Origin of the sequence: Enterobacter sp. LM3, assembly GCF_046622475.1 — a bacterium.
GTDB classification, from domain to species: domain Bacteria; phylum Pseudomonadota; class Gammaproteobacteria; order Enterobacterales; family Enterobacteriaceae; genus Enterobacter; species Enterobacter cloacae_P.
Genome location: NZ_JBJURN010000010.1, coordinates 43,683 through 67,918, shown reverse-complemented (window position 1 = coordinate 67,918; position 24,236 = coordinate 43,683). Strand labels below are relative to the sequence as shown.

Sequence of the window (24,236 nt, the reverse complement as noted above, 5' to 3'; positions counted from 1 at the left end):
AATTTTCCAAATCCATTCAGCAGGTTAATACACAAGATTTTTTTCGTGACCTACATCTCATTTTCAACTTTGCCCCTAAAGGGTTATAGTATCGCCACAAAGATGCATTTAAAATGCATCTTATATTATTGATGATGAGGTAACTGCTATGGCCTTCCGCGACCAACCACTCGGCGAGCTGGCGCTCTCCATCCCTCGCGCTTCGGCGCTGTTCCGTAAATATGATATGGACTACTGCTGCGGCGGTAAGCAAACTCTGGCGCGTGCGGCCTCGCGCAAAGAGCTGGATGTAGAGGTTATTGAAGCGGAGCTGGCACAGCTGGCCGCACAGCCCATTGAAAAAGACTGGCGCGCCGCACCACTTACCGAAATCATCGACCATATCATCGTGCGTTACCATGATCGTCACCGCGAACAGTTACCAGAGCTTATCCTGCAGGCGACCAAAGTTGAGCGCGTGCATGCCGACAAGCCTTCGGTGCCACGCGGTCTGGCGAAATATCTGACCATGCTGCACGAAGAACTTTCCAGCCATATGATGAAAGAAGAGCAGATCCTCTTCCCGATGATTAAACAGGGTATGGGCAGCCAGGCAATGGGGCCTATTAGCGTGATGGAAAGCGAACATGATGATGCAGGTGAACTGCTGGAAGTGATCAAACACACCACCAACAACGTCACACCGCCGCCGGAAGCGTGTACGACGTGGAAAGCGATGTACAACGGTATTAACGAGATGATTGACGACCTGATGGAACACATCAGTCTTGAGAACAACGTTCTGTTCCCGCGTGCATTAGCCGGAGAGTAACAAAAAGGCCCGGTAGCGATTACGCTTACCGGGCCTGTAACGTTTTCAAACGTATTAACGCACACCCGCCATACGTTTCTTACCGATAAACAGCCAGCCCAGACCCAGTGCGATGAACCACAGTGGCGTGACGAGCAGCGCCTGACGAGTGTCATCTTCCAGCGTCAACAGAACCAGTACGAACACGAAGAACGCCATACACACCCAGCACATCAGCTTGCCCAATGGCATCTTGTAGATCGATTTTTCATGCAGATGTGGACGCTGTTTGCGGTACACCAGGTACGAGCACAGGATGATAGTCCAGACAAACATGAACAGGATCGCAGACACCGTGGTGATCATGGTGAAGGCACCGATCACGCTCGGGTTCACGTAGAGCATTACCACACCGCCCAACAGGCACATGCAGGAGAAGGTTAACCCTTTCGCCGGTACCGCGCGCTTAGACAGTTTGGCGAACGCGCTCGGCGCAACGCCTTCCTGTGCCAGCCCAAACAGCATGCGGCTGGTAGAGAAAACACCGCTGTTCGCGGAAGAGGCAGCAGACGTCAGCACCACGAAGTTAATCAGGCTCGCTGCTGCTGGCAGCCCCACCAGAACGAACAGCTCGACGAACGGGCTCTTGGTTGGCACGACGGAGCTCCACGGCGTCACGGACATAATGATGACCAGCGCGAAGACGTAGAACATGATGATACGAACCGGAATAGAGTTGATTGCACGCGGCAGAGACTTCTCTGGATCCTTGGTTTCCGCAGCGGTAGTACCTACCAGCTCAATTCCCACAAAGGCAAATACTGCAATCTGGAACCCGGCAAAGAATCCGCTGATGCCTTTCGGGAACCAGCCACCGTCATTCCACAGATGGGTAAACGAGGCCTGAACGCCCGTTGGCGACTGGAAATGCGTGAGAATCATCACCAGCCCCACCACAATGAGCCCCACAATCGCCACGATTTTGATCATCGCGAACCAGAACTCCATCTCACCGAACATTTTCACGGTGGCAAGGTTCAGGCTCAGCAGCAGAACGATAACGGCCAGCGAGGCCACCCAGTCCGACAAACCGGGGAACCAGAACTGCGCATAGGCGGTAATCGCGACGACATCCGCCATACCGGTTACCACCCAGCAGAACCAGTATGTCCAGCCGGTAAAATAGCCCGCCCAGGGGCCGAGCAGATCGGAAGCGAAGTCGCTGAAGGACTTGTATTCGAGGTTCGAGAGCAGCAATTCACCCATTGCACGCATCACGAAAAAGAGCATAAAGCCGATGATCATATAAACGAAAATGATCGACGGCCCGGCAAGGCTAATGGTTTTACCCGATCCCATAAACAGCCCGGTACCGATGGCACCACCAATGGCAATAAGCTGAATATGACGGTTTGTGAGATTGCGCCGTAGCGACTGTTCAGACGACGCCTCTTCAACGGCGGCGACTTTGATCTGATCTACCATGTGATATTTTCCTGTTTATGCCTGTCTGTGTTGTTAAGGCTCTTCTGGCCTTTAAATACGTCAAAAGATGACGGTCCCCATGAAAGGACTCATCGATATTAGGTAAGAATCGGCGGGATGAATACTATGATTTGAATATTATGTTAATAATATGTTTAAAGTGAGTGTCATATCACTCATACAACGCGAAACAGCTCACAAAAATACACGCAACATATACATTTGCAAGATAAAATGTTGATTCAGGTGTAACTATAGGTTTTCTCACTATTTTCCCCTCCCGCACAGGGAGAGGAAAATCGTATGTCGATTACAGGATTTCCAGCAATTCGACTTCAAACACCAGGGTGCTGAATGGTGGGATGGACGCGCCCGCGCCACGCTCGCCATAGGCCAGGTTCTGCGGGATAGTCAGTTCCCATTTGGAACCCACTGGCATCAGGGTCAGCGCTTCGATCCAGCCAGCGATAACACCGTTAACCGGGAACTCAGCCGGTTCGCCACGCTGCACGGAGCTGTCAAATACAGTACCGTCGATAAGCTTACCGGTGTAGTGCACGCGAACATGGTCAGTACGTGCCGGGATAGTGCCGTCACCCTGGTTGATCACGCGGAACTGCAGGCCGGACTCGGTGCTGTTCACGCCTTCACGCTCACGGTTTTCTTCCAGGTATTTCACGCCTTCGGCAGCCATTTCTTCGAAACGCGCACGACGCACGGCGTCAGCACGTTCGTGGATTTCACGCAGCGCGCGATGCACAACATCAACCGGAACCGCCGGATGTTTGCCTTCCAGCGCGTCAGCGATACCCGCCACCAGCGCTTCCGGTAACAGGCCTTCCAGGCCGGATTCGCTCAGCTGCTGTCCTACCTGCAAGCCGATACCGTAGCTTGCCTGCGCTTCGATAGTGTCAAAAGTCGGGGTGGTCATGGGTTTTCCTTCCATCACATTTAAAGTAGCGGGCAGCATAGCAGCCATGCCCTTATGGGTAAAACTTTGTCTGAAGTAAAGGTGACAAACTGCGACGAAACAGAAACAATAGAGCCAGTCAGGATTTTCCCAAATATGTGTCACGAAAGCTGGCTTTGTTACGCCCATCAGGCAGTTAGCAAACTACACTTCTCAGGACAGGATAAAAAAGACGCGGAGCAGGAGGAAAGCCATGCCCGGGCGATTTGAACTGAAACCTACCCTGGCGAAAATCTGGTATGCGCCAGATCATTTTCGCATCATGGATCCGCTACCGTCCCTGCATCGCAGAGGCATTATCATCGGAGCGCTGCTGATGATAATTGGCTTCTTGCTTCCTACCGGCGGTGAGGATACGGGCACCACAACGGTGACCCGTAATGCACAGTTGGATCTCCAGTCGCAAACGCGACCACAGCCTGATGCTCAACCTATGCAGACTCAGCTGGTTACGCCATCTAACGATCCGGGCCAGGTCGCGCCAGTTGAACCAGAGCCGGTTCAGGATGAGCAGCCGCAGGAACAGGCCGCAACCCCTTCAGAACCTCAACAAACGCGGCAACCCACCGGAATTGAGCAACAGTGGCGCACCTATCGCGTAGAGCCGGGTAAAACCCTCGCGCAACTGTTCCGCGACCATAATCTGCCACCGACCGATGTCTATGCGATGGCACAGGTTGAAGGTACAGGTAAGCCGCTCAGCAATCTGCAAAACGGCCAGATGGTGCAGATTCGTCAGAACGCCAGCGGTGTGGTGACGGGCCTGACCATTGATGCCGGAAACGGCCAGCAGGTGCTCTTTACGCGTCAGAACGACGGAAGTTTTATCCGGGTGCGTTAGTTGCCGTAGGCCGGGCAAGCGTCAGCGCCGCCCGGCAATGCCCCACTCAGTGGCTCCGCTTATTCACCCACCAAATCCCCGAACACACCAGCACCAGCGCAACGGCATATTTTATCTCCAGGATATTTTCGCCAAGGAATATGGCAGACAGCACCGTTCCCGCCACCGGTATCACGAAGTTAAACGGTGCGATCATACTGACGCGGTTGACTTTGAGTAGCATGCTCCACAACGCGAAGGCCACAGATGAGAGCAACGTCAGATATCCCAGTACCGCCAGCGCGTTGACGCTATGCAGCACCAGCGTGCCCCCCGTGACATAGCCACCTGCCACCAGCATCGCCCCGCCGATAGCCAGCTGCCATCCGGTCATCACCATGGGGTCGACCGTCTGAGAGATGCGTTTTCCGTAAAGCGTGGCAGCAGAGAGGATAAATGCCGCCAGCACCACAAACCCGTCGCCATTCCAGACAAAGTGGAACTCGCTTAGCCCACTGTGGAAGTTCACCAGCATCACTCCGGCAAACCCCAGAATACAACCCAGCGTTTTGTTATAGCTAAGCTTGTCGTTGTGATAGATAAAGTGTGCCAGCAGTACGCTGAAGAAAGTCCCGGTGGCATTCATGATCGAACCATTGACACCCGTGGTGTAGGCCAGCCCGATATAAAAGAAAGTGTATTGAATGGTCGTCTGCGTCAGACCCAGGACAGTCAGTTGCCCAAACTGAGCGGGTGTTAATCGGGCGATGGGTTTGCGCTGTGCTAATGCAAAGAGGAGTAACAACACACCCGCAAACAGAAAACGGTAGCCAGCGAACACCACTTTCGACGGGATATCATCAGTCGCAATCAGGAAGAGTTCATAACCGTTTTTAATGGCCGGGTAGGAGCTACCCCAAAGCAGACAGCAGAGCGTGGCGCAGGCATAGGCCACATTGCGACGGGCAAACACGGGCGTGGGCAGAACAGTTTCCATGACAAATCTCATAAATAAAATTGCGTTTCAATTTATTATCAGAGAAGGAGCCTGGAATAGCTACCATACAAGCAAGAAAACGTGTCTGGTACCGTTAAAAAGCAAAACGCCGGCACAAGGCCGGCGCTTCGACGTGAGCAGAGTAAAAATTACTCAGCTACAACGTTAACAACCAGTTTAGCGAACACTTCGCCGTGAACCTGGAAGTCAACTTCGTGCTCACCAGTGGTACGCAGAACGCCGTTCGGCAGACGAACTTCGCTCTTAGCCACTTTAACGCCAGCAGCAGTTACTGCATCAGCGATATCGCGGGTACCGATGGAACCGAACAGTTTACCTTCGTCGCCAGATTTGGACGCGATGGTAACGGTGCCCAGTGCGTTGATTGACTCAGCGCGAGCGTTAGCAGCCGCCAGAACGTCAGCCAGTTTGGCTTCCAGTTCAGCGCGACGTGCTTCGAAAAACTCTACGTTTTTCTTGGTAGCTGGAACAGCTTTACCCTGTGGAACCAGGAAGTTACGAGCGTAACCCGCTTTAACGTTTACCTGATCACCCAGGCTGCCCAGGTTTGCTACTTTATCAAGCAGAATAACTTGCATTACCTTATCCTCTTAAAGTCGTATTAATGGACCGTGCCCGATTACTGATGACGATCAGTGTACGGCAGCAGGGACAGGTAGCGAGCGCGTTTGATAGCGCGAGCCAGCTGACGCTGGTATTTTGCACGAGTACCGGTGATACGGCTTGGGACAATCTTACCGCTTTCGGTGATGTAGTTTTTCAGCGTTGCGATATCTTTATAGTCGATCTCTTGAACGCCTTCCGCGGTGAAACGGCAGAACTTGCGACGACGGAAATAACGTGCCATATGGCTAGTCTCCAGAATCTATCAAATCAATCTGCTCGGCATGCAGAACCATTTTGCTCAGGCCGTTCTTTGCCTTGTGGCAAGAGATGAACCCCTGAACGATGACTGCACTACCGACCGTTATACTGTGAGTAATGGCCTGGTTTTCGTGTCCGCTAATAATAACGGGCATTTGGCACCACGCCTGCCGGTGAAACCCGGCTTCCTCTTGCACAGAACGATGCTCAAGCACGAACTGGCAATGCGGAATTCCTGATGGACTGACCTTTCGAAGGGGGGTCCTGCACACGGTGCCGGACAACACCAGACGGTTGGTCATCAGAAATTACTCTTCAGAATCCCCAGCATCAGAATCATCTGCGGTTTCGTTTGCGAAATCATCGCGACGCTCACGGCGCTCGTCTTTCGCTTTAACCATCGGAGATGCTTCGGTCACTGCGTGTTTGGTACGCATAACCATGCTGCGGATAACGGCATCGTTGAAGCGGAAGTTAGTTTCCAGCTCATCGATCACTTCCTGCGGTGCTTCAACGTTCAGCAGAACGTAGTGAGCTTTGTGCAGTTTGTTGATCGGATAAGCCAGCTGACGGCGGCCCCAGTCTTCCAGACGGTGGATCGTGCCCGCTGCTGCAGTGATTGCACCAGTGTAGCGCTCGATCATACCCGGAACCTGTTCGCTCTGGTCAGGATGGACCATAAAAACGATTTCGTAATGACGCATCGAATTGCTCCTTACGGATTATTCAGCCTCCTGTCTGGGTCAGCCGAGGCCCGGGGAGGCAAGGAACGTGTTAAAGGTCGGCTGAAAAATTGACGCGTCATAATACTTGCGTGACCCTGGAAACTCAAGCTGATTGCGCAAAAAATTCGCACAAAGCGCAAAGTGACCCTAACTGGATGATTTAAAATTAATCACATCAGGAAGCGTTGTTTTTTTGAACAACTGCATCAGAAATGGTCACTTATCCGCATCTGATAAGCGATTACACTTTAATCAGAGCCCATCTGAAGAAAAAAGGAGAGCAATAAACCGTCACACAGCACGCAGTCGTGGAGCGTATATCATGAAAAAAATCGCAATCGCCATTATGGCTGCGCTATTGCTCAGTGCAAACGCAATGGCAGCCATCAAGATAGACGGCCGACAGGCCAGAAACATGGATGATGTGCAAAGCTTAGGCGTAATCTACATCAATCATAATTTCGCCACTGAAAGTGAAGCAGATCAGGCAATTAATGAAGAAACCGATGCGCAGGGTGCAACATACTATCACGTCATACTGATGCGTGAGCCTGGCAGCAACGGCAATATGCACGCCAGTGCAGATATTTACCGATAACGCTTTAACGCTAGCACCAGGAAAGCCAACAAAGAGAATATAGCCATAGTTTGACTTGCCCCCTGCCCGGGGGCTTTTTTTTTGCGAATGGCTCTGAAATACCACCGGTTACAACTGTTTTGGTATTCCAGAGCACTTATTCACTTCTGCCCGTAGTAGGCATTTGGACCATGCTTACGCATGAAATGCTTGTTCATCAGGTAATCATCAATCCCCTGAAGATGTGGGTTAATACCGCGGGCAATCCACGCCATTCGTGCCACTTCCTCCATGACGACCGCATTATGTACGGCGTCATGAGCATCTTTTCCCCAGGCGAACGGGCCGTGCTGATACACCACAATGCCCGGCGTATGCAGCGGCTCACGTTCAGCCAGCGTTTCGATAATGACCTTACCGGTGTTGAGCTCGTACTCACCTTCCACTTCCGCCTGCGCTAGCGCGCGCGTGCAGGGAATATCACCAAAGAAGTAGTCCGCATGCGTTGTTCCCAGTGCCGGGATCGCCAGCCCTGCCTGCGCCCAGGCAGTGGCATGCGTGGAGTGGGTATGCACAACACCGCCAAGCGACGGATAACGCCGGTACAGCGCCAGATGGGTGGCCGTATCGGAAGAAGGACGCCAGTTACCGTCAACAACATTACCTTCGAGATCCAGCACCACCATATCGTCGACTGTCATGGTCTCGTACGCCACGCCACTGGGCTTAATCACAACCCGCCCCTGCTCACGATCGATAGCGCTGACGTTGCCCCAGGTGAACGTCACCAGACCATAGCGGGGAAGATCCATATTGGCCTCAAACACCTGCTGCTTAAGCTGTCGCATCTTCGGCCTCCATCAACCCTGCCCGCGCCATACGCTCGCGCACCCAGTCCCGTGCTTTCGCCACTTCACCTGCCGGGTCGTCCGACGTTTCGCTCCACATCTCAATCAGGTAAGGCCCGCAATAACCGGTCTGTTTGAGCGTCTGGAAGCACCGTTCGAAATCCACCACCCCGGTGCCGAACGGAACATTTTTGAAAACGCCAGGACGCGTATCTTTGACGTGTACCGCCACGATATGCCCGATACCCGCCTGAAGCTCCATCTGTACGTCATTATCCCATGCCGACAGGTTGCCGATATCAGGGTAAAGCTGGAACCACGGGTTATTCAGGTAATGGGCATAACCCAGAGCCTTGCTGATAGAGTTCATTAACGGGTAATCCATAATCTCCATCGCCAGCGTCACCTGCGCGCGGCTGGCCATGTCGACGCTCTCTTTCAGGCCGTCGCGAAAACGTCGACGCGTCTCATCGTTGGCTTCCTGGTAATAAACGTCATACCCGGCAAGCTGGATCACACGGATACCGACATCCTGCGCAAAGCGAATGGCTTTACGCATGATCTCCAGCCCCTGAGCCCGCACGGTATCATCTTCACTCCCGAGAGGAAAACGGCGGTGAGCGCTGAGGCACATGGAAGGAACACGCACGCCCGTTTCAGCAACAGCGCTCACCAGTGCCAGGCGCTGTTCACGGCTCCAGTCGAGCCGAGAGAGACGATCGTCCGTCTCATCTACGGACATTTCGACAAAGTCGAAACCCAGCTGTTTTGCCAGCTGCAGCCGCGCCAGCCAACATTCCCCCGCAGGGAGTGCCTTTTCATAGATGCCAAGCGGGACCTGTTTTGACAACATACCCGCTCCTTAGCCCCAAAGCTGAGCGATTGAACGTTTGAACTGACGCGCCGCTTCTACCGGAGACGCGGCATCACGGATGCTACGACCGGCAATAAACACGTGAATGGGAATGCCTTTGAACAGCGGCAGATCTTCCAGCGCCAGCCCCCCCGTTACGGTGACTTTGAAGCCCATATCGGCCAGACGTTTGATGGCGCTGATATCTGCTTCTCCCCACGCAACACCGGCGGCCTGCGCATCGCGGCTACGGTGGTACACCACCTGCTGGATACCCGCATCGCGCCACTCCTGTGCCTGTTCCCAGGTCCAGAAGCCGGTCAGTTCAATCTGGACGTCACCATTGAACTCTTTTGCCACATCCAGTGCGCCTTTGGCGGTGTTGATATCTGCACAGCAAATCACGGTGACCCAGTCAGCATTGGCTTCAAAGCACATACGAGAGAGGATTTTGCCCGCGTCAGCAATTTTGGCATCCGCCAGCACGATTTTGTGCGGATAAAGCGCTTTCAGATCGCGCACAGCGCGCACGCCTTCACCCACGCAGAGGATGGTACCCACTTCAATAATATCGACTTCTTCCGCAATCAGGCGGGTGGTTTCGTAAGCGTGAGACAGCGTCTGGTTATCCAGTGCAACCTGCAACATTGGTAATGACATTTTCAATTCCTCTTAAACTGCCGCCGCAGTGGCGTTATCAATTAAATCCAGCACGTCCTGCGCGGTACGGCAGGCACGTAAACGGTCAAAATTGGCTTCATCATCAAACAGATTGACGATCTGCATGATGCCCACCTCCTGGTGGGTATTGGCATCGACGGCGGCCATCGTGATGAGGATGTCGACCGGATCGTTATCTTCGTGGTTGAACACCAGGGGCGTTTTCAGCGTCACCAGGGCGAAGCCCGTTTTTTTGACGCCCTCTTCCGGGCGGCCATGCGGCATTGCCAGGCCCGGTGCAATCACAAAGTAAGGGCCATGCTGCGCAACGCCATCAAGAATGGCCTGGTAATAACGCGGCTCGACAACGTCAGCCTTAACCAGCAGATCCACGCTCAGTTTTACCGCTTCCTGCCAGGTGCTGGCCTCTGCCTGTAAAAGGATGGAGTTATTGTCTGCCAGCGAATCACGTAGTTTCATATGGCGTCCTTACTTCACGTCTTGTGGGAAGTGTTCTTTGATCACTTCCAGCAGTTTTGGACCAAAATCCGCTGGCGATAGCATGTTGCGCACACCCACGACATATTTATGGCCCGTCACGGTGATCTCACCGGCGATATGAGTAGAGGCGATGATGATATCTGCGCCGTTCAGTTCACTTTTGTATTCACCCACTGCGCAGCTGTTCACCGTGTGGTCAATGTTTGACTGGGTTAAAAACTGATCCACTTTCATTTTCATGATCATGGAGCTTCCTTGCCCATTGCCACACACAGCCAGAATACGTACGGTCATAATCAACACTCCTTAGTGAGCAGAAACTTCTGCTGTTTGTTTTTCTGCATCTTCTTCGGCTCGCAGCGCGCGACCGGCGAAGAACATATAAGCCAGGGCAATCAGGATAATGACGGCCATAAAGATCAGTCCGATGGAGACAAAGCCCTGCATCATCGGCGGTGCCAGAATTGACCAGTCAGCCATGCCCATCCAGGCACTCATGCCCGTGAGCTTAACCGCCCATACGCAGCCGAAGATTTCAATCATCCCCATCACCAGACAAATCTTGAGTGCCGCACGCCAGCCACCAAAGTGGTTAGCAAAGACACCAATGGTGGCGTTGGAGAAGAACATCGGGATAAAGCCAGGAATAATCAGAATGGAAGAGCCGCAGCCCACCAGGATGCCAACCGCAATCAGCTGACCGATAGTGCCCCACATAAAGCCCCAGACCACGGCGTTTGGTGCAAAGCTATAAATCGCCGCACAGTCAATGGCCAGTACGGCACCGGGAATCAGGCGTTGAGAAATACCGTTGAAGGCTTCGGACAGTTCGGCAACGAACATGCGCACGCCCTGGGTGATGATGAAAATCGCCACCGCGAAGGAGAAGCCGGTCTGCAGGATATAGATAGTCCAGTGGGTTTTACCCGCCATCGCCTGCACCACGTCAATGCCGAAGGAGAGCAGAATGGCACCGAAGAAGAGGGTCATGACAATCGCCGTTGAGACGATGTTGTCGTGGAAGATATTCAGCCAGCCAGGTAGCTTAAGATCTTCAACACTCTCTTCTTTCTTACCCAGATATGGCGCAACTTTATAGGCAATCCAGGAAGCAAACTGTTGCTGATGGCCGATGGAGAAGCCGCAGCCGTCGGTCACGTCCTGCGTTGGCTTGTACATCATGTTGGAGGTGATCCCCCAGTAGAGCGACACCAGCACCGCAGTGCAGATAATCGTGGTCCACATTGGGTAACCGAAGATATAGAAAGAAACCGCAATCAGCCCCGCCTGCTGGAACATAATGTGGCCGGTCAGCATGATGGTTCGAATGCCGGTAATCCGACGTAGCAGAACGTAAATGATGTTCAGCGCCAACGCCAGCAGGACGGCGTACCCCACCCAGCTATAGGCATCTCCCATACGATCGATGGTGGCCATCATGGATGCATAGGTGTCAGAGATCGCGCCGTTGATGCCATACACTTCCGACATTTTGGCGACCACTGGCTTAAACGTGCCGGTCAGAATGCCTGAACCTGCCTGCAACAACATGAAACCAATGATGGTTTTGATCGTGCCTTTGATAATAACGCTGACGCTCTTACGCAGCAGGATGTAACCCAGACACGTCACAATACCCAGCAAAAGCGGGGCGTTAGTCATTACCTGATTAAAGAACACGGTAAAGACGTTGTAGAGGATCTCCATAACTCTCTCCAGAAATGAGAACACGAGGGGCAATCCCTGTGTGGTTGGTGCCATCACTCTATTAATCACAAATAATCATCACAAGATTGCATTTGATTATTTGTGACGTATCACGCAAATTATTTCCATATTGTTAGTAATGATTTTCACTACCGCATAAAAACAATAAATTATTCTATATAATTCATTTAGTTAATACTTTATAGCCGTAAGTCTAACAAGGTTTATGCAGATTTTCCGTGAGGTTAGCAGGGTAAAATTACGCAATTTACCCATTGCAAACCCGATAAAAGGGTGACAGCATTGAATCACAACAAATCACAATGTGATTACTTTTGATTAAAACCAGGAGTCAAACGATGAGTAAAGTGAACACCATCACCCGTGAATCATGGATTCTGAGCACCTTCCCGGAATGGGGTAGCTGGCTGAATGAAGAGATTGAGCAGGAACAGGTCGCTCCTGGCACCTTTGCAATGTGGTGGCTGGGTTGTACGGGGATCTGGCTGAAATCAGAAGGTGGCGCGAATATTTGCGTCGATTTCTGGTGCGGAACGGGCAAACAGAGCCACGGCAATCCGTTGATGAAAAAAGGCCATCAGATGCAGCGTATGGCGGGCGTTGAAAAACTTCAGCCCAACCTGCGTACCACGCCATTTGTCCTTGATCCCTTTGCCATTCGTCAGATTGATGCCGTGCTGTCTACCCACGATCACAACGATCACATTGATGTAAACGTGGCAGCAGCCGTCATGCAAAACTGCGCTGACGATGTACCGTTCATTGGGCCGCAGACCTGCGTCGATTTATGGATCGGTTGGGGTGTACCAAAAGAGCGTTGCATTGTGATGAAACCAGGCGACGTAGTGAAAATCAAAGACATTGAAATCCACGCGCTGGATGCCTTTGACCGTACCGCACTGATTACCCTGCCTGCCGACCAGAAAGCCGCTGGCGTGCTGCCAGATGGGATGGACGAACGTGCGGTGAACTACCTGTTCAAAACGCCTGGTGGTTCCCTGTACCACAGCGGTGACTCTCACTACTCCAACTACTACGCGAAGCACGGTAACGAGCATCAGATCGACGTGGCGCTGGGCTCCTACGGCGAGAACCCGCGCGGCATTACGGACAAGATGACCAGCGCCGATATGCTGCGCATGGCGGAAGCGCTGAACACCAAAGTCGTGATCCCGTTCCACCACGATATCTGGTCAAACTTCCAGGCCGATCCACAGGAAATCCGCGTACTGTGGGAGATGAAAAAAGACCGCCTGAAGTATGGCTTCAAGCCGTTTATCTGGCAGGTGGGGGGCAAGTTCACCTGGCCGCTGGATAAGGACAATCTCGAGTACCACTACCCTCGGGGCTTCGATGATTGCTTCACCATTGAGCCAGACCTGCCGTTCAAGTCATTCCTCTGATTGTGAAGCCAAATCGCCAGACCTGAGTGTCTGGCGATTTCATATTTATTTTAGTAATCTCACGCTATTTCAAATATCATCTTTTCAAATCAATTCTTATCGGAATAGCTCATGACGGAAGCGCAACGGCATCAAATTTTACTGGAACTCCTGGCGCAAACAGGGTTTGTCACCGTCGAGAAAGTGATCGAACGTTTAGGGATCTCCCCGGCGACGGCACGGCGGGATATCAACAAGCTGGATGAAAGCGGCAAACTGAAAAAAGTCCGCAACGGCGCGGAAGCCATCAGCCAGCAGCGCCCCCGCTGGACGCCGATGAACATCCATCAGGCACAAAACCACGATGAAAAAGTGCGGATTGCCAGAGCCGCCTCACAGCTGGTGAATCCCGGTGAGAGCGTGGTCATCAACTGCGGCTCCACGGCGTTTCTTCTGGGCCGGGAGATGTGTGGGAAGCCGGTGCAAATCATCACCAATTATTTGCCACTCGCCAACTATCTCATCGACCAGGAACATGAAAGCGTGGTGATTATGGGGGGGCAGTACAATAAGAGCCAGTCCATCACCCTCAGCCCGCAGGACAGCGAAAACAGCCTCTATGCCGGGCACTGGATGTTTACCAGCGGTAAAGGTCTGACCGCTGATGGGTTGTATAAAACCGATATGCTGACCGCAATGGCGGAACAAAATATGCTCAACGTGGTGGGCAAGCTCGTTGTGCTGGTAGACAGCAGCAAAGTAGGTGAACGCGCAGGCATGCTGTTCAGCCGGGCTGAACAGATAGACATGGTAATCACCGGCAAAAATGCCAACCCGGAGATCCTCCAGAAGCTGGAAGCCCAGGGTGTCACTGTTCTGCGCGTTTAAAGGTGCTGGCGAAAAAAGTCGACGGTGGCATCCAGCGCCGTCGGCGTAATACGATGCCGAACCCCAGTTTCCCACAGGCAGGTCAGATTGCCGTCCAGACCTTCGCGTTGTAGCGCCTGCTGTAAACGGAAGGTTTCGACAGCGGGAACCACATCGTCTGCGCCACCATGCCACAACAGTAATGGACGTTCAGCCAGGCGCGGTAATGCCCGGGTGACGTCCCACTCCGCCAGTGATGCCAGCAAGGCTTCAGTACCGTCCTGCACTGGTGGTGGAAACAACGTCTGTGACAGTGAGGTGAAATAGCCCGACCCCATCAGGCAGGCCACGGATTTCACTTCGGGGTGATGCGTCATGATCCCAAGCGCTGTCATCCCGCCCATCGAAGCCCCGGCCACTGCCAGACGATCGTCGGCCACCAGACCGGCCTGATAAAGCGCATCACGCAACCCGGCAAACTCGGTCAGACTACCGTAAAGGATTGGCCAGAACTGCCCCAGCCGTGCCTGCTCATCGCCCGTAAACCGCGCACCGTGGTCAGGAGCATCCGGCATGACGACACGAAACCCAGCCTGTGCCAACGCCACCGCAAAATAGCTATAGACCAGCTTTGATGAAGTAAACCCATGATAAAAAACCACAACAGGTAGCGGTTGCTCACTTTTCCCTGCCGGTATTGCGTGTAATATTTCATGGTCACCGAGGCGGCGTGTTTCAAGTTCAATCATTGTCGATCCTGTGCTAATGAATGATTCATAATGTTGAGAACTGGGTTACGCTTTCACGATATTTTCATTCGAAATTTACGCCCCAGATAACACTTCGGGAACATTCCCCTAAAACTAAATTCACAGACAACTACACTATGTCTATCAGGAAACGAGATATGGTTATGCACAGGCTTGCTGCTTTATTGCTGGTGTCTCTGCTCGGTGGCTGTAGTGCGCTGCAGGGAACGCCGCAACCCGCTCCCCCTGTAGCCGATCACCCGCAGGAAATTCGTCGTAATCAGACGGAAGGATTACAACGTATGGGTACCGTCTCCGCGCTGGTTCGCGGTTCCCCGGATGACGCGGAAGAAGCAATTGAAGCACAAGCCGTCGCCGCCAAAGCAGATTATTACGTCATCATTATGATCGACGAAACCATCATTACGGGACAGTGGTACTCACAGGCAATTTTGTACCGTAAGTGAAGGTCATAATTTGAACGACATTTACACTGCTTTGCGTCCATAGATATTTTCCTGTCCACAATAAACTCCATGCCCGCAACAATGGAAGTGAGTTTATTTGCAAAGGAGTGCCCGGCGGATACCGGAGACATGTGAAATGGAGCTGACGATGAAACGAACTCTTGCTTTGACCTCTTTGTTGCTCTCAGCTGGCCTTGTGAGCACAACCGCACAATCAGCTGAATTCGCCAGTGCTGATTGCGTGACTGGCCTGAATGAAATTGGCCTCATCTCCGTCAATAATATTTCGGGGAGCCCGCAAGACGTTGAACGTGTCGTTGCATTAAAAGCTGATGAACAGGGCGCTTCCTGGTATCGCATCATCCAGATGCAGGAAGACAACCATGTCGACCATTGGCGGGTACAAGCTATCCTCTATGTTTAATTCCTCCAGATAAAAGCCACTTTTTGAGTGGCTTTTCGTATTTGTAAATCAAGAAAATCATCAACAACACGTGAGCCAGGTTGACGCTAGCCGACTCTGCCCGTGGCGCGTAACAACAGGTCATTTTGCACCTGTTCACTCATAAGCGAACCGCCACGGTTGTCCAGCATCATACGGCACCACGCCTGCGCCACTGGTGGTGATGCGTACCGCAGCATCTGGCTCCCGGCTCCCAGTAAAAAGATCTGCTGAGCGATCTCTCTGCCCTGTGCCTCCTGTGGTTTACGCAGTTTTTGCTGAAGCTGCCGCCAGCAGCGATCGAAGTGTCTGTCCTGTCCTTTTACCTGGGCAAAATCGTCAGTGAGCAGCTCAAGAATGCCCGGTTGCTTCGCCAGCACGCGCAGAACATCCAGACACATGATATTGCCTGAGCCTTCCCAGATACTGTTAACCGGCATCTCCCGGTACAAACGGGGAAGCTCACTCTCTTCGCAATAGCCGATCCCCCCCAACACCTCCATCGCTTCTGCCACAAAGGGGATCCCCGCTTTGCACACGCTGTATTTCGCCGCCGGGGTGAAAAGCCGCGCCCAGGCCGCCTCTTGTGCATCGGCGCGCTTATCCCACGCGCGGGCAAGGCGGAATAACAGTGCCGTTTGCCCCTCCAGCACCAGCGCCATACGGCTCAGTACATCGCGCATTAATGGCTGCTCGATAAGGTTCTTACCAAATGTCTGCCGCTGATGGGCATGGTACAGCGCCACGGATAGTGCCCGGCGCATCAATCCGTGGCTACCCAGCGCACAGTCGAACCGCGTGAGTCCCCCCATTTTGAGGATCTGCCGAACCCCTTCCCCCTCCTCCCCTAACAACCATCCGGAGGCATCAAGAAACTCCACTTCACTGCTGGCGTTAGAGCGGTTACCCAGCTTATCTTTCAGACGCTCCAGGCGTACGGCGTTACGTTGCCCGTCAGGTAAAAAGCGCGGGACAAAAAAGCAGGACAACCCACCTTTCGCCTGCGCCAGCACCAGGTGTGCATCACTTTGCGGCACGGAGAAAAACCATTTATGCCCCACCAGCCGATAGCTGCCGTCACTGCACTTTTCCGCTTTGGTGGTATTGCTGAGCACATCCGAGCCGCCCTGCTTTTCCGTCATCCCCATACCAATCAACAGGCCACGCTTCTGCCCACCGGGAGAAAAATGTGGATCGTAACGATCGCTCAGTAATGGCGTGAGCCAGTGACGAAAATCGCCAGTCAGCGACTGTTGCAACAGCGGTGTGGCGGCAAAGGTCATGGTGATGGGGCAAAGCGTGCCTGCTTCCACCTGGGCGTGGAGCATAAAACGCGCAGCCCGGGCGACAAATGATCCCTTCCGCGCCTCCTCTTCCCACGCCAGGTTGTGTACCCGGTTGGCACAGAGACCTTGCATCAGCAAATGCCACGCCGGGTGAAAACGAACGTCGTCCAGCCTCTCCCCGGTGGCGTCATAACGTAGCAGCTCCGGCGGGTTGACGTTTGCCAGCCTGCCCAGCTCCAGTGACTCAGCCGTCCCTAACTGTTGCCCGATGCTGGCGAGAAGCTCAACATCCCAGCCAGCACCCTCACGTATCACCGCATCGCGCAGTGCGCAATCAGAGAGAAAAAGGTTGCTGTTCGAAAGCGGTACGGGTTGATTAAAAACGGTATGCGTCTGCCAGTGCATGCTGTGTCCCTCCTTCAGTGGCAATGAAGGTAAGTATGGACAGACCACGCTCACACTGCATGGGAGTGGAGTCACACGCTGGCGATCCCGCTGATATCATTCGTGAAATAGCTCACAGAACACAAGAATAAACTATTTCATACATTCCGTTTTGTTGAATAATTTATTCTTACTTTATTCTGCGAGGCACGTTATGCAACCTTCCCACCGTGCGCCGGATGCGCACAAGCGCGCGTTAATTGCTGGCTCCATTGGTAACTTCATCGAATGGTATGAGTTCGCGGTTTACGGTTTTCTGGCGACCGTCATTGCGAAAAACTTCTTCCAGCTCGAAGGGGAATCGGGGTTGACCAGCCTGATCCTCACCTACGCTTCGTTTGCCATCGCTTTCTTCTTTCGCCCGCTGGGCGCGGTGGTATTTGGCCGTATTGGCGACCGTATTGGCCGAAAACCTACCCTGATTATTGTGCTGGTGTTGATGACGCTGGCCACTGCCGCCATCGGCATGGTGCCGGTCTACGCCAGCATCGGTATTGCTGCACCGCTGATTATCACATTGCTTCGTATACTACAGGGGTTGTTTGCCGGGGGTGAATACGGGGGAGCCGTTTCGCTGATGACAGAGTTCGCACCGCGCGGCAAGCGAGGGCTCTACGGAGCATGGCAGTCCTTCACCGTCGCGCTGGGACTGCTCGCGGGGGCTGGCGTGGTCGCGCTCCTTTCCACGCTGCTCACACCCGACGCTCTGCACGACTGGGGCTGGCGCATTCCGTTCTTCCTGGCAATCCCGATGGGGGTTGTTGCCCTGTGGTTACGAGTGAGCATGGAAGAGACACCAAGCTTTGTCCACCAGCAGGAAAAACCGGCCATCGCTCAGGCCGATACTGCCGCCACGCTCAAAGCCATCGTGATGGGGATTGGACGCGTGATGGTCTGGTCTGCCGCGGGTTATACCTATCTGGTGATTATGCCCACTTACCTGCAATCTGCATTACATACCGGATTCAACCAGGCGCTGTTGATTGCAGTAATTTCTAACATCGGTTTTGCACTCACCATTATGCCATCGGGGATCCTGAGTGACAGGATCGGACGCCGTACGGTGATGATTATCGCCACTGCATTACTGCTGATCCTCGCCCTGCCGCTGCTGAAAATTCTGCAGGCAGAGTCCAGCACGCTGGCGGTGAAAGCGCTCGTGGTGTTGGTTGCGGGTGGCCTGGTGGGAATGCTGGCAGGGCCAGGGCCTGCGATGCTGTCGGAGATGTTCCCGACACGGGTACGCTATACCGGGCTTGGGTTGGCTTACTCCCTGTCGAACGCCCTCTTCTCTGGCTGTGCCGGGTTGATTATTACCGGGCTGATCAAAGAGACGGGCAACCTGGATATTCCGGCTTACTACGTCATGGCAACGGCGGTGGTGAGTATGGTGGCGCTGATGACGCTGAGGAAAGATGATCATTTGCGATCGCTGGAAGAGTGAGTTGACCACCGTCTGATGCCCTCTCCCGATGGGAGAGAGCGAAAACACTAAAGGCCGTCATCAGGACGGCCTTTCTGTTTACCCGCGCTGACGCACCGCTTCAAACAGGCAGATGCCCGTTGCGACAGACACGTTCAGGGATGAGACGCTGCCAGCCATTGGAATACTGATCAGCTCATCGCAGTGTTCACGGGTCAGGCGACGCATACCTTCGCCTTCTGCACCCATCACCAGCGCCAGACGGCCGGTCATTTTGCTCTGGTACAACGTATGATCCGCCTCACCGGCAGTCCCGACGATCCAGATATTCTCTTCCTGCAGCAGACGCATGGTGCGCGCCAGGTTGGTTACACGGATCAGCGGAACGTTTTCCGCCGCGCCACAGGCGACTTTCTTCGCCGTTGCGTTCAGCTGAGCGGAGCGATCTTTCGGCACGATCACGGCGTGTACGCCCGCCGCATCGGCGCTACGCAGACACGCGCCGAGGTTGTGTGGATCGGTCACGCCATCCAGGATCAGGAAGAACGGGTTATCCAGCGTGGCGATCAGATCCGGCAGATCGTTCTCCTGATACTGACGACCCGGCTTCACGCGGGCAATGATCCCCTGGTGAACCGCACCTTCACTTTTCTCATCCAGGAACTGGCGGTTCGCCAGCTGGATCACCACGCCCTGCGCTTCCAGCGCGTGGATCAGCGGCATCAGACGTTTATCTTCACGCCCTTTCAGAATAAAGACTTCCTGAAAACGCTCCGGTGCGCGCTCCAGCAGGGCCTGCACCGCGTGGATGCCGTAAATCATTTCACTCATTGATGGTTCTCATAATGTGCATTTCCCCTCTCCCCTTTGAGGAGAGGGTCAGGGTGAGGGGAGAATTTACTCCGCCTGATTTTTCTTTGCTGCGCGCTTTGCTTTGGTGGCAGCGGCAATTTTCTGCGTTTTAGACGATGGCTTTTTCGCTTTTCGGGCCTCTTTCTTCGCAGCCTTCGGCTTCTGTTTCTTCTCGCCACGGAAGGCGCTGTCTGGCTCGAAGTTCACCTTCTTACCGGCCTGACGACGTTTACCGCCCGCATTGCCGCCTTTTTTCGCCTTTTCACGCGCCGTTTTACCCACGTTACGCGGGCCACGTTCGCTGGAGATCAGGCTGAAGTCGATTTTTCGCTCGTCCATATTGACGGCTTCAACCTTCACTTCAACACGATCGCCAAGACGATAGGTCTGGCCACCGGATTCGCCAATCAGGCGCTGCCCGACCTGGTCGAAACGGTAGTAGTCGTTATCCAGAGTCGATACATGCACCAGACCATCGATAAACAGCTCGTCCAGACGGACGAAGAAACCAAATCCGGCCACGCTGGCAATCACGCCTTTAAAGACGCTACCAACGTGATCCAGCATAAAGTCACATTTCAGCCAGTCAGAGACTTCGCGCGTTGCTTCATCAGCACGGCGTTCGGTCATAGAACAGTGTTGACCCAGCTGCAGCATCTCTTCCATCGAACAATGGTAGCCGCCAGTTTCAGTGCTGTTCCCTTTGTGGCCCTGTTCCTGCGCCAGCAGATATTTAATCCCACGGTGCAGGGAAAGGTCAGGATAACGGCGGATTGGCGAGGTAAAGTGTGCATAAGACTGCAGCGCCAGGCCGAAGTGACCACGGTTCTCTGGATCGTAAATCGCCTGCTTCATGGAGCGCAACAGCATCGTCTGTAGCATTTCTGCGTCAGGACGATCGCCAATGGACTCCAGTAACTCGGCATAATCACGCGGCTCCGGCTTGTTACCGCCAGGCAACTCCAGACCGAGTTCTGCCAGAACAGAGCGGAATGCAGTGATGGCTTCCGTCGACGGTTTGTCGTGAATACGGAACAACGCAGGCTCTTTGGCTTTCTCAACGAAACGTGCCGCCGAGATGTTCGCCAGGATCATACACTCTTCAATCAGCTTATGCGCATCGTTACGCTGGGTCTGCTCGATACGTTCAATGCGACGTTCAGCGTTGAAGATAAATTTCGCCTCTTCACTTTCAAACGAGATCCCACCGCGCTCTTCGCGCGCCTGATCCAGCGTTTTATAGAGGTTATGCAACTCTTCAATGTGTTTAACCAGCGGCGCATATTGTTCACGCAGATCCTGGTCGCCCTGCAGCATATGCCAGACTTTGGTATAGGTCAGACGTGCGTGAGAGCTCATCACCGCTTCGTAGAACTTGTAACCGGTTAAACGACCTTTGGTAGAGACGGTCATCTCGCAGACCATACACAGACGGTCAACCTGCGGGTTCAGGGAGCACAGGCCGTTGGAGAGCACTTCCGGCAGCATCGGCACCACCTGAGACGGGAAGTAAACCGACGTACCGCGGCTGCGCGCTTCATTATCCAGCGGGGTGTGCGGGCGGACATAATAGCTTACATCGGCGATAGCAACCCACAGACGCCAGCCGCCACCGCGTTTTTTCTCACAGTAAACGGCATCATCGAAGTCGCGGGCGTCTTCACCATCAATCGTCACCAGCGGCAGGTCGCGCAGATCCACACGGCCCGCTTTGGACTCTTCTGGTACTTCTTCCTTCAGGCCAACGATCTGCTCTTCAACCGCTTTTGGCCAGATGTATGGGATCTCATGCGTACGCAGCGCCATATCGACGGCCATGCCGGTACCCATGTTGTCGCCCAGCACTTCAACGATTTTACCCACCGCTTTGGTACGACGGGTTGGACGCTGGGTGAGCTCAACCACCACCACAAAGCCCATACGTGCGCCCATCACCTCTTCAGGCGGGATCAGAATATCAAAACTCAGACGGCTGTCGTCCGGTACCACAAAGCCCACACCCGCATCGGTAAAGTAGCGGCCTACAATCTGGCTGGTTTTCGGCACCAGCACGCGTACCACGCGCGCTTCACGACGACCTTTACGATCGGCACCCAGCGGCTGCGCCAGGATTTGATCGCCATGCATACACATCTTCATCTGTTCGGATGAGAGGTACAGATCGTCTTTACGGCCTTCCACGCGCAGGAAGCCATAGCCATCACGGTGACCAATGACCATACCTTTCAGCAGGTCGAGACGTTCTGGCAGCGCGTAGCACTGACGGCGGGTAAAGACCAGTTGCCCGTCGCGCTCCATCGCACGCAGGCGACGGCGAAGGGCTTCAGTTTGCTCTTCACCTTCAATGTTTAATTCAACGGCAAGTTCTTCACGATTGGCGGGTTTTTCGCGTTTTGTTAAGTGTTCAATGATGAACTCACGGCTGGGAATAGGATTCGCGTATTTTTCGGCTTCGCGTTCCTGGAAAGGATCGTGTGACATGTCGGTTCCTCCGTTGTCAGCTCCGGTGGAAATTTTCTTCATTCCACCAGCAATAATTTATAAAGCGGTTGATTCTCTTCAACCAAATCGGCCAGCGTGTAGTTATCCAGTTCCTTGAGAAAACTTTGCACAGCCTTAGAAAGCGCCTGTTTCAGGCGGCAAGCGGGGGTAATGTGGCAGAACTCGCTGCTGCAATTCACCAGAGACAGCGGCTCCAGTTCTCGAACCACATCGCCAACGCGAATACTCTGCGCCGGTTTACCGAGACGGATCCCCCCATTCTTCCCGCGGACGGCAGCCACATATCCGGCGCGACTAAGTTGATTGATTATTTTGACCATATGATTACGGGACACACCGTAGACCTCTGTCACCTCAGAGATACTGGTCATTTTCCCATCGGGTAACGACGCCATGTAAATCAGCGCACGTAAGCCGTAATCGGTGAAACTTGTTAACTGCACATCAACCTCAGGAAAAAAGGGAAAGCGCGGTCAAACCGCAGAGATATTCATTAATGATGATAAACCAGCCAGATAGTTAGCGGCTAATTTATTTGACAGACGGGGCGAAAAAGCGGGTATCAGAGAGCGTTCGCCGGATGGCGCGACGCTTAACCGGCCTGCAGGTTTCCCCGCAGGCCAGCAGTAACGAAGATTATGCGTCGAACGGGTCGCGCAGGATCATCGTTTCAGTACGATCCGGGCCGGTAGAAATAATATCGATCGGCACTTCAGTCAGTTCTTCAATACGCTTGATGTAATCCAGCGCCGCCTGCGGCAGGCCGCTACGCTCTTTCACACCAAAGGTCGTTTCAGACCAGCCTGGCATCGTTTCGTAAATTGGCTCAATGCCTTCCCAGTCGTCAGCAGCCAGCGGAGTGGTGGTCACTTCGCGGCCATCTGGCATACGGTAGCCTACGCAGATTTTTACTTCTTTCAGGCCGTCCAGCACGTCCAGCTTGGTCAGGCAGAAGCCAGACAGGGAGTTGATCTGCACTGCGCGACGCACTGCAACCGCATCCAGCCAGCCGGTACGACGACGACGACCGGTGGTCGCGCCAAACTCGTTACCCTGCTTACACAGGAACTCGCCGGTTTCATCAAACAGCTCGGTCGGGAATGGACCTGCACCCACGCGAGTGGAGTAAGCTTTGATGATACCCAGAACGTAGTCCACATAACGTGGGCCCAGGCCAGAGCCAGTCGCCACGCCACCAGCGGTGGTGTTAGAGGAGGTTACGTACGGATAGGTACCGTGGTCGATGTCCAGCAGCGTACCCTGCGCACCTTCAAACATGACGAAATCGCCACGCTTGCGCGCCTGGTCCAGCAGATCGGAAACATCAACAACCATACCGGTCAGGATGTCAGCAATCGCCATGACGTCATCCAGCACTTTCTGGTAGTCAACAGCGTCCGCTTTGTAGAAGTTCACCAGCTGGAAGTTGTGATATTCCATCACTTCTTTCAGTTTTTCAGCGAAGGTCGCTTTATCAAACAGGTCGCCCACACGCAGACCGCGACGTGCAACTTTGTCTTCGTAAGCCGGGCCGATGCCACGACCGGTGGTACCGATCGCTTTCGCGCCACGTGCTTTTTCACGCGCGACGTCGAGTGCAACGTGATAATCAAGGATCAGTGGGCAGGCTTCGGAGAGCAGCAGACGCTCGCGAACCGGGATACCACGGTCTTCCAGGCCTTTCATCTCTTTCATCAGCGCAGCAGGAGACAGCACAACGCCGTTACCGATGATGCTGGTGACGTTTTCACGAAGAATGCCTGATGGAATAAGATGGAGGACGGTTTTTTCACCGTTGATTACGAGAGTATGGCCTGCGTTGTGACCGCCCTGATAGCGTACAACATATTTAGCCCGTTCAGTCAGAAGATCAACAATCTTCCCTTTACCTTCGTCACCCCATTGGGTGCCCAGTACGACGACGTTGTTACCCATTTTTTTCAAAATCACCGTTTGCTTAAAAATGGATTCTACCACCGCTTT

General features: G+C 53.6%; 27 protein-coding genes. 8 read left to right on the top strand and 19 right to left on the bottom strand.

The annotated features are described in order from the left end of the window. Positions 1 to 148: 148 nt before the first annotated feature. Positions 149 to 811, top strand: coding sequence for an iron-sulfur cluster repair protein YtfE (gene ytfE, locus ACJ9N4_RS12775; protein ID WP_182919297.1), 663 nt, complete (start codon positions 149 to 151; stop codon positions 809 to 811). A 54-nt stretch (positions 812 to 865) separates the two neighbouring features. Here ytfE and cycA read toward each other — a convergent pair whose 3' ends face one another. Next, positions 866 to 2,275 (bottom strand): D-serine/D-alanine/glycine transporter, encoded by a 1,410-nt coding sequence (cycA, locus tag ACJ9N4_RS12770; RefSeq protein ID WP_182273509.1) that lies wholly within the window; start codon positions 2,273 to 2,275, stop codon positions 866 to 868. A gap of 310 nt (positions 2,276 to 2,585) precedes the next feature. Continuing rightward, positions 2,586 to 3,206 carry an FKBP-type peptidyl-prolyl cis-trans isomerase gene (gene fklB / locus ACJ9N4_RS12765; RefSeq protein ID WP_182273508.1) on the bottom strand — a complete coding sequence of 207 codons (621 nt, stop codon included), beginning with the start codon at positions 3,204 to 3,206 and terminating at the stop codon, positions 2,586 to 2,588. Between the two features lie 232 nt (positions 3,207 to 3,438). Here fklB and ACJ9N4_RS12760 point away from each other — a divergent pair, with 232 nt between their 5' ends. Next, a complete protein-coding gene (locus ACJ9N4_RS12760) occupies positions 3,439 to 4,086 on the top strand; it encodes a LysM-like peptidoglycan-binding domain-containing protein (protein ID WP_182273507.1) in 648 nt (215 codons plus the stop codon). 46 nt (positions 4,087 to 4,132) lie between these two features. On the opposite strand, the gene ACJ9N4_RS12755 is transcribed toward ACJ9N4_RS12760, so the two are convergent. The 5 genes from ACJ9N4_RS12755 to rpsF form a co-directional block, all read right to left on the bottom strand. Beyond that, the gene (locus tag ACJ9N4_RS12755; protein ID WP_182919296.1) at positions 4,133 to 5,062 is read right to left on the bottom strand and encodes a DMT family transporter; all 930 of its coding nucleotides are present in this window, start codon (positions 5,060 to 5,062) and stop codon (positions 4,133 to 4,135) included. A gap of 149 nt (positions 5,063 to 5,211) precedes the next feature. Continuing rightward, on the bottom strand, positions 5,212 to 5,661 hold the full coding sequence (gene rplI, locus ACJ9N4_RS12750) for a 50S ribosomal protein L9 (RefSeq protein WP_182273505.1): 450 nt from the start codon (positions 5,659 to 5,661) through the stop codon (positions 5,212 to 5,214). 41 nt (positions 5,662 to 5,702) lie between these two features. Continuing rightward, positions 5,703 to 5,930, bottom strand: coding sequence for a 30S ribosomal protein S18 (gene rpsR, locus ACJ9N4_RS12745; RefSeq protein WP_000135199.1), 228 nt, complete (start codon positions 5,928 to 5,930; stop codon positions 5,703 to 5,705). A 4-nt stretch (positions 5,931 to 5,934) separates the two neighbouring features. Continuing rightward, complete coding sequence (priB, locus tag ACJ9N4_RS12740; RefSeq protein WP_014068638.1) at positions 5,935 to 6,249, bottom strand: primosomal replication protein N; 315 nt, start codon at positions 6,247 to 6,249, stop codon at positions 5,935 to 5,937. Between the two features lie 6 nt (positions 6,250 to 6,255). Then, entirely contained in the window at positions 6,256 to 6,651 is a 396-nt protein-coding gene (gene rpsF / locus ACJ9N4_RS12735; RefSeq protein ID WP_014830397.1) for a 30S ribosomal protein S6, read from the bottom strand. Positions 6,652 to 6,994: 343 nt separating this feature from the next. Between rpsF and yjfY the strand changes: the two genes are divergently transcribed. After that, the gene (gene yjfY / locus ACJ9N4_RS12730; protein ID WP_182273504.1) at positions 6,995 to 7,270 is read left to right on the top strand and encodes a DUF1471 family protein YjfY; all 276 of its coding nucleotides are present in this window, start codon (positions 6,995 to 6,997) and stop codon (positions 7,268 to 7,270) included. A 140-nt stretch (positions 7,271 to 7,410) separates the two neighbouring features. Here the strand turns inward: yjfY and ACJ9N4_RS12725 are convergent, their stop codons facing one another. The 6 genes from ACJ9N4_RS12725 to ulaA are packed head-to-tail and all read right to left on the bottom strand — an operon-like array spanning position 7,411 to position 11,818. Then, the gene (locus ACJ9N4_RS12725) at positions 7,411 to 8,097 is read right to left on the bottom strand and encodes an L-ribulose-5-phosphate 4-epimerase (protein ID WP_182919295.1); all 687 of its coding nucleotides are present in this window, start codon (positions 8,095 to 8,097) and stop codon (positions 7,411 to 7,413) included. Beyond that, positions 8,084 to 8,950, bottom strand: coding sequence for an L-ribulose-5-phosphate 3-epimerase (locus ACJ9N4_RS12720; protein ID WP_182919294.1), 867 nt, complete (start codon positions 8,948 to 8,950; stop codon positions 8,084 to 8,086). Before ACJ9N4_RS12720 ends, ACJ9N4_RS12725 begins: the two co-directional genes overlap by 14 nt. A gap of 9 nt (positions 8,951 to 8,959) precedes the next feature. Continuing rightward, positions 8,960 to 9,610, bottom strand: a complete 651-nt coding sequence (gene ulaD, locus ACJ9N4_RS12715; RefSeq protein ID WP_008502901.1) for a 3-keto-L-gulonate-6-phosphate decarboxylase UlaD — start codon at positions 9,608 to 9,610, stop codon at positions 8,960 to 8,962. Positions 9,611 to 9,622: 12 nt separating this feature from the next. Continuing rightward, positions 9,623 to 10,090, bottom strand: coding sequence for a PTS ascorbate transporter subunit IIA (gene ulaC, locus ACJ9N4_RS12710; protein WP_182273501.1), 468 nt, complete (start codon positions 10,088 to 10,090; stop codon positions 9,623 to 9,625). A 9-nt stretch (positions 10,091 to 10,099) separates the two neighbouring features. Next, complete coding sequence (gene ulaB / locus ACJ9N4_RS12705) at positions 10,100 to 10,405, bottom strand: PTS ascorbate transporter subunit IIB (RefSeq protein ID WP_182919293.1); 306 nt, start codon at positions 10,403 to 10,405, stop codon at positions 10,100 to 10,102. Between the two features lie 12 nt (positions 10,406 to 10,417). Continuing rightward, on the bottom strand, positions 10,418 to 11,818 hold the full coding sequence (gene ulaA / locus ACJ9N4_RS12700; protein WP_182273500.1) for a PTS ascorbate transporter subunit IIC: 1,401 nt from the start codon (positions 11,816 to 11,818) through the stop codon (positions 10,418 to 10,420). Positions 11,819 to 12,177: 359 nt separating this feature from the next. On the opposite strand from ulaA, the gene ulaG reads away from it, so the two are divergent. After that, the gene (gene ulaG / locus ACJ9N4_RS12695) at positions 12,178 to 13,242 is read left to right on the top strand and encodes an L-ascorbate 6-phosphate lactonase (protein ID WP_010427455.1); all 1,065 of its coding nucleotides are present in this window, start codon (positions 12,178 to 12,180) and stop codon (positions 13,240 to 13,242) included. 111 nt (positions 13,243 to 13,353) lie between these two features. Continuing rightward, the gene (gene ulaR, locus ACJ9N4_RS12690) at positions 13,354 to 14,109 is read left to right on the top strand and encodes an HTH-type transcriptional regulator UlaR (protein ID WP_182273499.1); all 756 of its coding nucleotides are present in this window, start codon (positions 13,354 to 13,356) and stop codon (positions 14,107 to 14,109) included. On the opposite strand, the gene yjfP is transcribed toward ulaR, so the two are convergent. Then, positions 14,106 to 14,837: an esterase gene (yjfP, locus tag ACJ9N4_RS12685; RefSeq protein WP_182273498.1), complete on the bottom strand. Its 732-nt coding sequence runs from the start codon at positions 14,835 to 14,837 to the stop codon at positions 14,106 to 14,108. The two genes, ulaR and yjfP, sit on opposite strands and share 4 nt — an antisense overlap. A 137-nt stretch (positions 14,838 to 14,974) precedes the next feature. On the opposite strand from yjfP, the gene bsmA reads away from it, so the two are divergent. Together bsmA and yjfN are read left to right on the top strand one after the other, a co-directional pair. Next, positions 14,975 to 15,304: a biofilm peroxide resistance protein BsmA gene (gene bsmA, locus ACJ9N4_RS12680; RefSeq protein ID WP_182273497.1), complete on the top strand. Its 330-nt coding sequence runs from the start codon at positions 14,975 to 14,977 to the stop codon at positions 15,302 to 15,304. A gap of 148 nt (positions 15,305 to 15,452) precedes the next feature. After that, complete coding sequence (gene yjfN, locus ACJ9N4_RS12675) at positions 15,453 to 15,728, top strand: DUF1471 family protease activator YjfN (protein ID WP_182273496.1); 276 nt, start codon at positions 15,453 to 15,455, stop codon at positions 15,726 to 15,728. A gap of 86 nt (positions 15,729 to 15,814) precedes the next feature. Here the strand turns inward: yjfN and ACJ9N4_RS12670 are convergent, their stop codons facing one another. Further along, the gene (locus tag ACJ9N4_RS12670; protein ID WP_182273495.1) at positions 15,815 to 17,437 is read right to left on the bottom strand and encodes an isovaleryl-CoA dehydrogenase; all 1,623 of its coding nucleotides are present in this window, start codon (positions 17,435 to 17,437) and stop codon (positions 15,815 to 15,817) included. Positions 17,438 to 17,630: 193 nt separating this feature from the next. Here ACJ9N4_RS12670 and ACJ9N4_RS12665 point away from each other — a divergent pair, with 193 nt between their 5' ends. Further along, positions 17,631 to 18,920: an MFS transporter gene (locus ACJ9N4_RS12665; protein ID WP_182273494.1), complete on the top strand. Its 1,290-nt coding sequence runs from the start codon at positions 17,631 to 17,633 to the stop codon at positions 18,918 to 18,920. Between the two features lie 78 nt (positions 18,921 to 18,998). Here ACJ9N4_RS12665 and rlmB read toward each other — a convergent pair whose 3' ends face one another. From rlmB to ACJ9N4_RS12645, 4 genes are all read right to left on the bottom strand, one after another. After that, positions 18,999 to 19,730 (bottom strand): 23S rRNA (guanosine(2251)-2'-O)-methyltransferase RlmB, encoded by a 732-nt coding sequence (gene rlmB / locus ACJ9N4_RS12660; protein ID WP_182273493.1) that lies wholly within the window; start codon positions 19,728 to 19,730, stop codon positions 18,999 to 19,001. Between the two features lie 66 nt (positions 19,731 to 19,796). Beyond that, positions 19,797 to 22,232, bottom strand: coding sequence for a ribonuclease R (gene rnr / locus ACJ9N4_RS12655; protein WP_182273492.1), 2,436 nt, complete (start codon positions 22,230 to 22,232; stop codon positions 19,797 to 19,799). A gap of 38 nt (positions 22,233 to 22,270) precedes the next feature. Then, positions 22,271 to 22,696 (bottom strand): nitric oxide-sensing transcriptional repressor NsrR, encoded by a 426-nt coding sequence (gene nsrR, locus ACJ9N4_RS12650; RefSeq protein WP_014068620.1) that lies wholly within the window; start codon positions 22,694 to 22,696, stop codon positions 22,271 to 22,273. A 193-nt stretch (positions 22,697 to 22,889) separates the two neighbouring features. Beyond that, positions 22,890 to 24,188: an adenylosuccinate synthase gene (locus ACJ9N4_RS12645; RefSeq protein WP_006178975.1), complete on the bottom strand. Its 1,299-nt coding sequence runs from the start codon at positions 24,186 to 24,188 to the stop codon at positions 22,890 to 22,892. Between the last annotated feature and the right edge of the window lie 48 nt (positions 24,189 to 24,236).

Coding starts and splice junctions, on each gene's coding strand:
- yjfP (WP_182273498.1), bottom strand. CDS start 14,837: ATGATTGAACTTGAAACACGCCGCCTCGGTGACCATGAAATATTACAC.
- ulaC (WP_182273501.1), bottom strand. CDS start 10,090: ATGAAACTACGTGATTCGCTGGCAGACAATAACTCCATCCTTTTACAG.
- ytfE (WP_182919297.1), top strand. CDS start 149: ATGGCCTTCCGCGACCAACCACTCGGCGAGCTGGCGCTCTCCATCCCT.
- ACJ9N4_RS12665 (WP_182273494.1), top strand. CDS start 17,631: ATGCAACCTTCCCACCGTGCGCCGGATGCGCACAAGCGCGCGTTAATT.
- ulaA (WP_182273500.1), bottom strand. CDS start 11,818: ATGGAGATCCTCTACAACGTCTTTACCGTGTTCTTTAATCAGGTAATG.
- rpsR (WP_000135199.1), bottom strand. CDS start 5,930: ATGGCACGTTATTTCCGTCGTCGCAAGTTCTGCCGTTTCACCGCGGAA.
- ulaR (WP_182273499.1), top strand. CDS start 13,354: ATGACGGAAGCGCAACGGCATCAAATTTTACTGGAACTCCTGGCGCAA.
- rnr (WP_182273492.1), bottom strand. CDS start 22,232: ATGTCACACGATCCTTTCCAGGAACGCGAAGCCGAAAAATACGCGAAT.
- ACJ9N4_RS12760 (WP_182273507.1), top strand. CDS start 3,439: ATGCCCGGGCGATTTGAACTGAAACCTACCCTGGCGAAAATCTGGTAT.
- fklB (WP_182273508.1), bottom strand. CDS start 3,206: ATGACCACCCCGACTTTTGACACTATCGAAGCGCAGGCAAGCTACGGT.
- rlmB (WP_182273493.1), bottom strand. CDS start 19,730: ATGAGTGAAATGATTTACGGCATCCACGCGGTGCAGGCCCTGCTGGAG.
- ACJ9N4_RS12645 (WP_006178975.1), bottom strand. CDS start 24,188: ATGGGTAACAACGTCGTCGTACTGGGCACCCAATGGGGTGACGAAGGT.
- ulaB (WP_182919293.1), bottom strand. CDS start 10,405: ATGACCGTACGTATTCTGGCTGTGTGTGGCAATGGGCAAGGAAGCTCC.
- rplI (WP_182273505.1), bottom strand. CDS start 5,661: ATGCAAGTTATTCTGCTTGATAAAGTAGCAAACCTGGGCAGCCTGGGT.
- ACJ9N4_RS12725 (WP_182919295.1), bottom strand. CDS start 8,097: ATGCGACAGCTTAAGCAGCAGGTGTTTGAGGCCAATATGGATCTTCCC.
- ACJ9N4_RS12720 (WP_182919294.1), bottom strand. CDS start 8,950: ATGTTGTCAAAACAGGTCCCGCTTGGCATCTATGAAAAGGCACTCCCT.
- priB (WP_014068638.1), bottom strand. CDS start 6,249: ATGACCAACCGTCTGGTGTTGTCCGGCACCGTGTGCAGGACCCCCCTT.
- ACJ9N4_RS12755 (WP_182919296.1), bottom strand. CDS start 5,062: ATGGAAACTGTTCTGCCCACGCCCGTGTTTGCCCGTCGCAATGTGGCC.
- ACJ9N4_RS12670 (WP_182273495.1), bottom strand. CDS start 17,437: ATGCACTGGCAGACGCATACCGTTTTTAATCAACCCGTACCGCTTTCG.
- ulaD (WP_008502901.1), bottom strand. CDS start 9,610: ATGTCATTACCAATGTTGCAGGTTGCACTGGATAACCAGACGCTGTCT.
- cycA (WP_182273509.1), bottom strand. CDS start 2,275: ATGGTAGATCAGATCAAAGTCGCCGCCGTTGAAGAGGCGTCGTCTGAA.
- yjfY (WP_182273504.1), top strand. CDS start 6,995: ATGAAAAAAATCGCAATCGCCATTATGGCTGCGCTATTGCTCAGTGCA.
- yjfN (WP_182273496.1), top strand. CDS start 15,453: ATGAAACGAACTCTTGCTTTGACCTCTTTGTTGCTCTCAGCTGGCCTT.
- bsmA (WP_182273497.1), top strand. CDS start 14,975: ATGTCTATCAGGAAACGAGATATGGTTATGCACAGGCTTGCTGCTTTA.
- rpsF (WP_014830397.1), bottom strand. CDS start 6,651: ATGCGTCATTACGAAATCGTTTTTATGGTCCATCCTGACCAGAGCGAA.
- ulaG (WP_010427455.1), top strand. CDS start 12,178: ATGAGTAAAGTGAACACCATCACCCGTGAATCATGGATTCTGAGCACC.